The organism is Rhodococcus sp. BS-15, assembly GCF_000813105.1.
Lineage (GTDB): Bacteria > Actinomycetota > Actinomycetes > Mycobacteriales > Mycobacteriaceae > Rhodococcoides.
On the sequence record NZ_BAOX01000199.1, the window covers coordinates 1 to 9,245 of the forward strand.

The 9,245-nt window shown below is 65.1% G+C and carries 11 protein-coding genes; 5 read left to right on the top strand and 6 right to left on the bottom strand.

Features of this window, described 5'->3' with window-relative positions; genetic code table 11:
- The 4 genes from RHBS_RS19170 to RHBS_RS19185 form a co-directional block, all read right to left on the bottom strand.
- Positions 1–709 (bottom strand): hypothetical protein (locus tag RHBS_RS19170; RefSeq protein ID WP_128646236.1); only part of this gene is annotated, 709 nt, incomplete at its 3' end.
- Positions 706–1,890 carry a sensor histidine kinase gene (locus tag RHBS_RS19175; RefSeq protein WP_128646237.1) on the bottom strand — a complete coding sequence of 395 codons (1,185 nt, stop codon included), beginning with the start codon at positions 1,888–1,890 and terminating at the stop codon, positions 706–708. The genes RHBS_RS19170 and RHBS_RS19175, both read right to left, overlap by 4 nt.
- A gap of 33 nt (positions 1,891–1,923) precedes the next feature.
- Positions 1,924–2,628, bottom strand: a complete 705-nt coding sequence (locus tag RHBS_RS19180) for a TMEM165/GDT1 family protein (RefSeq protein WP_121871772.1) — start codon at positions 2,626–2,628, stop codon at positions 1,924–1,926.
- A 207-nt stretch (positions 2,629–2,835) separates the two neighbouring features.
- Positions 2,836–3,363 carry a peptidase gene (locus tag RHBS_RS19185; RefSeq protein ID WP_121871773.1) on the bottom strand — a complete coding sequence of 176 codons (528 nt, stop codon included), beginning with the start codon at positions 3,361–3,363 and terminating at the stop codon, positions 2,836–2,838.
- A gap of 157 nt (positions 3,364–3,520) precedes the next feature.
- On the opposite strand from RHBS_RS19185, the gene RHBS_RS19190 reads away from it, so the two are divergent.
- The 3 genes from RHBS_RS19190 (at position 3,521) to RHBS_RS19200 (ending at position 5,387) form a co-directional block, all read left to right on the top strand.
- A complete protein-coding gene (locus tag RHBS_RS19190; protein WP_128646238.1) occupies positions 3,521–4,381 on the top strand; it encodes an ABC transporter substrate-binding protein in 861 nt (286 codons plus the stop codon).
- Between the two features lie 335 nt (positions 4,382–4,716).
- Complete coding sequence (locus RHBS_RS19195) at positions 4,717–5,178, top strand: sucrase ferredoxin (RefSeq protein WP_187298554.1); 462 nt, start codon at positions 4,717–4,719, stop codon at positions 5,176–5,178.
- Complete coding sequence (locus tag RHBS_RS19200; protein ID WP_128646240.1) at positions 5,157–5,387, top strand: hypothetical protein; 231 nt, start codon at positions 5,157–5,159, stop codon at positions 5,385–5,387. Before RHBS_RS19195 ends, RHBS_RS19200 begins: the two co-directional genes overlap by 22 nt.
- 78 nt (positions 5,388–5,465) lie before the next feature.
- On the opposite strand, the gene RHBS_RS19205 is transcribed toward RHBS_RS19200, so the two are convergent.
- Entirely contained in the window at positions 5,466–6,089 is a 624-nt protein-coding gene (locus RHBS_RS19205) for a superoxide dismutase (RefSeq protein WP_094614729.1), read from the bottom strand.
- A gap of 260 nt (positions 6,090–6,349) precedes the next feature.
- Between RHBS_RS19205 and RHBS_RS19210 the strand changes: the two genes are divergently transcribed.
- Positions 6,350–7,552 carry an acyltransferase gene (locus tag RHBS_RS19210; RefSeq protein WP_237669444.1) on the top strand — a complete coding sequence of 401 codons (1,203 nt, stop codon included), beginning with the start codon at positions 6,350–6,352 and terminating at the stop codon, positions 7,550–7,552.
- Between the two features lie 30 nt (positions 7,553–7,582).
- Here the strand turns inward: RHBS_RS19210 and RHBS_RS19215 are convergent, their stop codons facing one another.
- Entirely contained in the window at positions 7,583–8,509 is a 927-nt protein-coding gene (locus RHBS_RS19215) for an LLM class F420-dependent oxidoreductase (RefSeq protein WP_187298556.1), read from the bottom strand.
- Between the two features lie 286 nt (positions 8,510–8,795).
- Here RHBS_RS19215 and RHBS_RS19220 point away from each other — a divergent pair, with 286 nt between their 5' ends.
- Positions 8,796–9,143 carry a rhodanese-like domain-containing protein gene (locus tag RHBS_RS19220; protein WP_128646242.1) on the top strand — a complete coding sequence of 116 codons (348 nt, stop codon included), beginning with the start codon at positions 8,796–8,798 and terminating at the stop codon, positions 9,141–9,143.
- Positions 9,144–9,245: the final 102 nt, after the last annotated feature.

A 9,245-nucleotide genomic window follows, 5' to 3' on the forward strand; every position in this document is an offset into this window, starting at 1 on the left:
CGGCTTCGAGCAGCCGACACGCGAGGACTTCCTCGTCGGTGGGATCGGGACCGTCGGCGATGCGCTGCAGCAACGGACGGGCCAACGCGTCGAGACTGGCCAGGCGAGCGTCGCGTTCCTCGAGTACGGCCGCCGCAGCGGCCCGAGACGCGATACGAACCGTCGACTGGGTGCGCAGCGCGAAAATGGCCGCAGCCAGCGGACGTATGGTGAACGCGAAGAACGTCGACATCAACAGCGGTGCGATGTTGATGGCGCTGAACGAGAGCCCGTACAGAAATCCTTGACCCGTCATCGCCGCCCACCCGATGGCCACGGACATGGTCAGTGCCAGCCCGAGCCACGCGGCCAGGGTGCGACCGCGCACGCACATGAAGGTGTAGATCACCACCGACATCCCCAGGGGCCAGGTCTGCAGGCTTCCGGTCAGTGGAACCGGCAGGACGGCGAAGACAGCCGATGCGGCGACCGGTCCCGATACGGTCAGCAGAGCTGTTGCGCGTGTCCCCAGCGGATCACCTGGGGCACCGAGCAACACGACGACGGCTCCGGCGAACACGAGAACCGCTGCATACGGTGGCCATACCGCCGACACCCCGTCCAGCGTCGCCGTGGCGCACACCGCACACGCGAGGACATAGAACACGGCGACGGCATAGGCGGCCGTCGACTTCATCGACAGCAGATCGCGGATGTCCTGGCCGTTCATCGCTTCCAGCCCAATCGCACGATGGTGCCTGCGGCGGAGGATTCGATCTCGGCCGATCCGCCCTCGAGCTGACGCATCCGGCCCTCGATGCTGACGGCGACGCCAAGTCGATGGGGCGGCACCGAACGTCGATCGAAACCGATGCCGTCGTCCTGCACGGTGATGTGCATCGACGACGGGGCCAGCTCCACGACAACCGAACGGTGCGATGCCCTGGCGTGAATTCGACTGTTGCGGAGCGCTTCTGCCAGTGCTGCAGCGATGGCTCGTACCGTGTCGGCCGGATAGGCCTCCGTGAGCTCGGGCGCGCCCTCGTTCACGGTGAATTCGATCGATTCGTCGACCGTCGTTGCGGCAGAACGAAGCTGAGCCAGAGCCTCGTCGGCCGAGAATGTCTCGGAGACGGTGCCTGTGGTCAGCTCGTCCAGATGTGTCAGAGCCGAGCGGGCCTGACGGGCCAGGCTCGGCGTGCGGCCATGGCGGGCAACGGCGAGCAGCGACGACATGACCTCGTCGTGGATCAGCGCATCGAACCGTTCGCGTTCGACCTCGCGCGCGGTGGCCGCGGCCGCCCGGGCTGCGTCGTCGTGCGTCGTCGAGATCGTGGCGTCGAGAATGCGTCCGGTACGTACCGCGGCCAGCGTTGCGGCGACGAACACCGTGCAGAACATCATTGCGAAGAAGATCTCCGCAACGATGTTGCTGCGGGGGAACGGTTCTCGGACAGCGTGATTGGTGAGCTGCACGAGAACGACGCTGACGGTCATGTGGACGAACGCCGGGACGGGGTGCCACACCGTGGCGGCCGCGAGTGCCGCAAGGCCGGGAAACACCGAGAGAAAGGTCCCGGCCTGATCGAAAGTGGTTCCGTCCCAGGCCACCCACCACAGCGCGGCCATGATCGGGAACGTCGATGCTGCTATCGAGCCGGCGATCCTGATGGCGGCGATACTCGGATGAAAAGTCATGGCCCCGAACGCGAAACCACTGCCGAACACGACCGCAACAGTGACCGGAGTCCACCAACCGGGAACCACCTCGCTGCTCCGTGCGATGTTCGGGATCAGCAGAAGCAGATAGATGAGATAGCCGGTACCGACGAAACGGCCGAAGATTCTGATCAACCGATCGGTCGAATGGTGCGCCGCGTCGGTCTTGCTCACCTGCTGGTCGTTGTTCATGCACCCCTCCCGGGAGAGGAGTGTAAACCAAGGTCAGGCGCGTTCGGTGGTGGTCTGCTTCTCCGATTCCCGCGCTGCCCTGGTGCGGGAGCGCCGAACGAACACGGCGACGACGACAGCGGAGATCACGACGACCGCTCCGGCAGCGATGTACGGGGCAGCGGTGCCGGGCATCAGGCCCTCGAAGAACAGGACGGCACCGAAGACGAAGAACAGAATGGCCGCGCCGTACTGGATCATGCGCTCCGGCAGGTGCTTTCCGAGTACCGCGCCGACAACGATGGCGAGTGCATCGGCCGCGACCATGCCGATCGTCGAGCCGATCCACACACCCACCCAGTCGTTGTCGGCGGCGAGAGTGACGGTGGCCAGCATCGTCTTGTCACCGAGCTCGGCAAGGAAGAACGCCGACGCGATCGCAAGGAACGCGGATTTGGTGACCCGGGAGGCTTTCGCGCCTTCGTCGTCGGACAGGGAGTCGCCGCGCAGCGTCCAGAGTCCGAAGACGACGAACGCGATGCCGCCGACGATGGAGATCAGCTCGGTGGGGATCGACACCCCGAGGAAGTGGCCGACAGCGACCGAGACCAGGTGCACGACGGTGGTGGCAACGGTGATGCCGCCGATGACGACGTACCACTTGTAACGCAGGGCGAACGTCATGGCCATGAGCTGGGACTTGTCACCCAGCTCGGCGACGAAAATGACAGCGAAACTCAACAGTAATGCGGACAGCACAGCGGACTCCTCGGTCGTCGAACGGACCGAAGGTCTCGCCCACCGAATCTCTCCGGTTCACCGTGCCGGGCAGCAGAAGCGGCCAGTATGTCGACACGATGATTGGGGGCTACTCCCCTTCGCTGCAGACGACTGTAGGGGCCTCGACGCGAAATGTCCAATGCGCCAGTAAGTTTGGGTTCCCGAAAATTCGTGTGCGGACAGCGGTCAGGATGCGAGGAGCATCGCCAAAACTGCAGTATCGGGATCGCTGATGGGATCGAGACCCACCCGACTGACCATCGAGGTCACCGTGCCGTCGGACTCGGCCTCGACCCAGGCCGCCCGATGGTCGAGCCCGAGGTGCGGAAGGCCGGGGAGCAGAACGCATCCGGACGCCGCACCCGCACACTCCGGGAGCGACGGCGTCGTCTCCGACGGCGGATGCAGCATCAGCAATGCGGCCGGTTGATGCGCGGCGAACCGTCCGGGAGCCAGCGCGAAATCGCCGATCACCGGCCCCTCGGCGACGACCAACCCGACCGTCCCCGGCGCGGGGTCGTCGGGCAATTCCTCACGCACCCCGAACACGGTCGACGTTGCCAACAGGCCCGGCATCGAGGCCACCCGCACGGCGAGGGCCAGAAACTGCGCCCATTCCTTGGTGGTGTCCGGCCAACGGCCGGAGATCACGAATCCGCGCAGCAGACCGGCGGCATGAAACGGTGAAACACCGATGAGATCTCGCTCGTCCATCTCGATCGTTCCTCCCAGACAGGTACAGGGCTCGAAGCCGGGTACACGACGTTGGGTAGGAAGAGAATGACGCGAAAACGGCTGGCACACAAGATGGGAGAGTGCCAGCCGAAACGTAGCCGCCCCGCGGTGGATCGCCGCCGGATACTCTTCTTCGATGAAATTCGGAGAAAGAGGTGGGCGGCTCGGCGTCGCGGCCGCGTCCTGCATCGTGGCTTTCGCGGTGACCGCGTGCAGCGCGGACGCGTCGAGCACGCAGGAGAACACAGGTGACGTCCGCACCGCGCAACATGCCTTCGGTGAGACGAGCATTCCGGTGGATCCGCAGCGCGTTGCCGTGCTCGACGGAGACCGCACGCTCGAAGCGGTCGTGGCTCTGGGAGTGCAGCCGGTCGCAGCAGTGAAGCCGCCGCTCACCGGAGACTATGCGCCCGTCGTGCGTGCCCGTCTCGCCGCCGAACCGGTGGACATCGGATCGGCCGACTCCGACATCGACATCGAGGCCCTGACGGCTGCCGGACCGGACCTGATCGTGATGCGAACGGAGGGTGAGGACGGTCGCGCGTTGTTCGACCGCGTCGCCCCGATCGCACCGACCGTCGTCGTGGACTACGCGCCGGCGTCGTGGCAGAGCACTCTCGAGCAGGTGGCGGAATTCTTCGGCCAGCAGGACACGGCCGAGAACCTGTTGGCCGACTATCGGCGCACGGTGGACGAGTCGCAGGCTCGGGCACCGCGCGAGGGCAGCACGTTGACCATCGCACGGGTGCGCGCCGACTCGCTTCGGTACATGACGCAGGACGGCTCGTTTCCCTACTCGGTGCTCGCCGATCTGGGCTACCGGGCCCCTGCGCAGCAAGACCGCGGATCGGACGCGATGCAGACCGTCGACGTCAGTCCCGAGCTGATCGACGTGATGGACGCCGACGACATCGTTCTGCTGACCGACGCGGGTACGGAGGACGCCGTGGCGCAACTGCGCAGAACCCGCTCTTCACCGGACTCGGTGCCCGGGTGACCGAACTGCCGTCCAAGGACTACCTCTTCGGCAACGTACTCACCGCACAGGCGTTGGTGGAGACCGCGTCCGAACTCGGTGGGTGAGGTGTCGGCATCCGAACGCTGGGGCGGCTGCGCTGCGGTTGCCCGAGAGCGAGACGAATCGTTGCGCGGAACGGCAGCACGGGCCGATGGGTGGGTGCTGATCGAACATCGAGGCCCCTGGGGCCGCGAACCGTGGGGGCCGGACGGTCCGCTGGGTCGAATCGGCGTCGAACTTGCACGTCGCTGTGCGGCGGCTCGGTACGTCCCCAGCTGGTACGTGACACTCGGCTGCCACGGAATTCGACCGATGTGCGGCGAATCTTCCTCGTGCATTCGGGCCGTTCGGGTCCGTGGGCGGAGCAGTACACGGTCGACGCGGTCGAGCAGGTGCTCGAGCTGCCGCTGGAAGCCGCTTCGGGCGATACCCCACCCGGCCTCGGGATATCTGTCGAGCAGCCGCTGTACCTGGTGTGTACGCACGGGAAAAAGGATCCGTGCTGCGCGGTGTTCGGTCGGCCCGTCGCGGCTGCGCTGAGTCGGCCCGAGGGGCGGGTATGGGAATCGACGCATCTCGGCGGCGACCGGTTCGCAGCCGGAATGGTGGCACTGCCGGAGGGCAGCTACTACGGCAACCTCACGCCGGCGAATGCTCAGGCAGTGGTGGACCGCCACGACCGCGGACAGCTGTCACTGCAGAACTACCGCGGCCGGTGTACCGACGACACCGCAGGCAGATCGCGGAACACGCCGTGCGCACCGAATACGACATGACCGGAATCAACGACGTACGTCCGAGTGCGGCCACATCCTCGGACGGCGGCACCGACGTCATCGTCGCAACGACAACGGGCTCGGTGCACGTGCACGTGACTCCGAGTCCCGAGGCCCCGCGCAGAACGACCTGCCGCTCCGAGGCCTTCGCGACGCCCGACCACGGAATCACCTCGATTCGGCCGATCCCAGCAGCCGACCGGGCCTGAATTCGAAACGAGACAGGGCCACCGCATTCGTTGCGGTGGCCCTGTCTGCGATTGCTCGACTGTCGGCAATCTCGTCGGTTACGGGAAGATCAGACCCGGGGTCTTCGACGTTGCGGCCTCGAAACGAGCCTGGACGTCGGCCCAGTTGACGACGTTCCAGAACGCCTTCACGTAATCGGCCTTGACGTTCTTGTACTGCAGGTAGAAGGCGTGCTCCCACATATCGACCTGGAGCAGCGGGATGATGCCCAGCGGCACGTTGGCCTGCTGATCGTAGAGCTGGAAGGTGAGCAACTTCTTGCCCAGCGAGTCGTAGCCCAGAACGGCCCAGCCGGAGCCCTGCAGGCCGTTGGCGGCAGCGGTGAACTGTGCGCGGAACTTGTCGAACGAACCGAACTGGTCGTCGATCGCAGCAGCGAGCTCACCCTCGGGCTTGTCGCCACCGTTGGGCGAGAGGTTCTTCCACCAGATGGAGTGGTTGACGTGGCCACCGAGGTGGAACGCGAGGTTCTTCTCCAGCAGGAAAATGGCTGCATGATCTTCGTTGTCACGCGCTGCCGCGAGCTTTTCGACCGCGGTGTTCGCGCCTGCGACATAGGTGGCGTGGTGCTTGGAATGGTGAAGCTCGTTGATCTCGCCCGAGATGTGCGGCTCGAGGGCGGAGTAATCGAAATCAAGGTCGGGCAAGGTGTACTCGGACACGTGGTTCCCTTCTCTAACGACGCCGTACCCATCATGTGATGCGGGCACGTTCGTCCTACTGCGGATCTTTCGTAGGGTTCAACCCAATCTCATTCCTACCCCCAGTGCAACAGTTGTAACCGAGATGCTTTTCTCGGAATAAATTCGTGTGAACGAGACAGTCGAATTGTTCGCCTGTGAATCCGCTCCGAATATCACGAAACAGTTGCGGAGTAGCTGCGGATTGGTCCAATACATGAACGGAACCTAAACTCGCGGGTGTGAATGGGGACCGACCGAGCCAGAACACGGTCGACGAGTCCGCCGCCACCCAGCCCGTCGATGCGCCCCGAGTCCAGATGGACGGTGCCGACCTCCTCCGCGTCATCGCCGTCCTCGCGGTGTTGTACTCCCACATCTCGTTCTATCTGCTCGACGACATCGGCGGCGGCTGGTGGATGATCGACGTCGTCAACACCGTTCTCGTCGACGGTGCCGGCCTCACCCTGCACCTGTCGTTCGTCGGTGTCAGCATCTTCATGCTGCTCACCGGCCTGCTGATCACCCGATCCGCCATGCGGCAATCGCGTCGGGACTTCATGGTCGCGCGCCTCGCCCGTCTCGTCCCCGCCCTCTGGTTCGCCGTCGCGATGGCCGTCATCCTCGTCAAACTCGGACTCAACGGGATGTTCAGCGGCCAACCCGGCATCACCAACGGCGAGGCGTTTCTCAGCTTCTTCCTCGGCGGCTTCTTCCTCCGCCCCGAAGTCGCCGTCCTCGGTGTCACCTGGACCCTCGTCGTGCAGATCGCGTTCTACCTCTACTGCGTCTCGATGCGCGGAACGCTGCGCACCAGGCCCATCGTCGTACCGCTGGTCGGAGCCGCACTGTGCGCGCTGGTGATCGTCTACAACCTCTACCTACCTCAGCCCTACACGGTTCCGTTTCTGACCAAGGTCGCAGGAGTGCTCCCCACCCTGTTCCTCGGACAGATCGCCTACCTCGCATGGGCACGACTCGTCACCTGGCGATGGGTCGTCGTCGGCGTCATCGCGCAGATCGAAGTGATTCGACTCGCCATCGAAGTCCACACCTTCTGGATGGATGGCACCTACCTCTGGACCCTGCTGGTCGTCACCGCCACCGTCCTGATCCTCGCCCGATACGACGGACCCATCACCCGCTGGCCCATCGTCCGATGGATCGGCACCCGCAGCTACGCGATCTACCTGATCCACACCCTCGTGCTCTACCGCATCTACGCAACCGTCGAACCGCACCTGGCCCCAGCGCCGCCGTCCTGGCATTCCTGGCCGGAACCGCCGCACTCGCCGAAATCACGTACCGATGGATCGAACTGCCCGCCGCACGACACATCAGCGCGCACTACGCACGCCTACGCGCCCGATCCGCCGCCTGACCGAGGCCCCCTGGGTACTCAATGTGACGTTCAGTGGACTTTTGGGCACTCAATGTCACGTTGAGTGGACTTTGGGCGGCGCGATTCGGTGGGGTCAGAGCTGCTGGAGAACCTCGGATGCGACGAGTTCGAGGTGATCGAGGTCGGTGAGGTCCATGGTCTGCAGGTACACGCGTGTCGCGCCGATGGCTCCGAAGCTGCCGATTCTGTCGACGAGTTCGGCGGGGCTACCGGCGGCACCGTTCTCGCGTAGCTCCGATACCTCGCGGCCGATGGCGGCGGCGCGTCGTGCAATTTCTTCTTCGGTGCGGCCGCAGCAGAGGACGAGGGCGTTGGAGTAGACGAGCGAGTCGGGGTCGCGATCGGCGGCTGTGCAGGCTGCGCGGACTCGACCGAACTGGGTCTCGGTGTCGGCCAGGGAGGCGAAGGGGATGTTGAATTCGTCGGCGTACTTCGCGGCGAGTGCCGGGGTGCGCTTCTTGCCTCCGCCGCCGATGACGATCGGCGGGTGGGGTGTCTGCACCGGCTTGGGGAGCGCAGGGGAGTCGGTGACGGGGTAGTGCGTGCCTGCGTGCGAGAAGGTCTCGCCGACGGGTGTGTTCCACAGTCCGGTGACGACGGCCAGTTGCTCCTCGAGTCGGTCGAAGCGTTCGCCGAGCGGCGGGAACGGAATGCCGTAGGCCTTGTGCTCGTCCTCGAACCAGCCGGCTCCGAGGCCGAGGTCCACGCGACCACCGCTCATGGCGTCGACCTGGGCGACGCTGATGGCGAGCGGCCCCGGGTAGCGGAAGGTCGCAGAGGTGACGAGGGTGCCCAGTCGAATGGTCGAGGTTTCGCGGGCGAGCCCGGCCAGGGTGATCCACGCGTCGGTGGGTCCGGGGCCGCCGTCGCCGCTCATCGCGAGGTAGTGGTCGGACCGGAAGAATGCGCCGTAGCCGAATTCCTCGGCAGCTTTCGCGACGCGGAGCAGTTCGTCGTACGTGGCGCCCTGTTGCGGTTCGGTGAAGACGCGTAGCTCGATGGAAGTCATGTTCGTCAGCCTAAACAGAGGATTCACGGGACCGCTGACGGCGGCTGTGTCAAATCACCATCGATCCACAGCCCGAGTTGGTATTCGGTACACCGCGAGACCGACTCGAAGCTTTGACCTGTGGATAGAAACCGGCACAGGCCCCGATTCTGTGGATCGATCTGTGGATACTGTGGATAACTTCTGTGACTGCAGTGACGTAGGTCATAGCGAGGCGACGCTTCGGTCGCGAGGACACGGGTGGCAGGCCCGCGCGGACGCGTGACAAGATCGAGGTGTGTCTCATCCCGAGCAGTCGCCTGCCGTCACCGTCGATCGTCTCCCGGTGCCGTTCCCGACGGCGGCCATCCTGCTCGACGTCCGCGAGGACGACGAGTGGCAGGCCGGACACGCACCCGACGCCGTTCACATCCCGATGGGCGACATTCCGTCCCGCGCCGGTGAGATCGACAACCAATCCGAGGTGTACGTCGTCTGCAAAGCCGGTGGTCGCTCGGCTCGCGTCGTCGAATACCTCAACCGCGTGGGTTACGACGCGATCAACGTCGACGGTGGCATGCTCGCCTGGCACGCCGCTGGTCGACCGATCCAGCGCGACGACGCCCACGAAGCGAGAATCATCTAGATGTCGGCACCGCAGGGACGCGCTCAGGCGTTCCAGGTCTGTGCCCGCTGCAGCACCCGCTGGGCTGTCGGCGCACGGCCGGGCACCTGGTGCCCCCGCTGC

Excerpts from the sequence above, each read along its gene's own strand:
- RHBS_RS19185 (WP_121871773.1), bottom strand. The coding sequence starts at position 3,363 with ATGGACGAGCGAGATCTCATCGGTGTTTCACCGTTTCATGCCGCCGGT.
- RHBS_RS19190 (WP_128646238.1), top strand. The coding sequence starts at position 3,521 with ATGAAATTCGGAGAAAGAGGTGGGCGGCTCGGCGTCGCGGCCGCGTCC.
- RHBS_RS19175 (WP_128646237.1), bottom strand. The coding sequence starts at position 1,890 with ATGAACAACGACCAGCAGGTGAGCAAGACCGACGCGGCGCACCATTCG.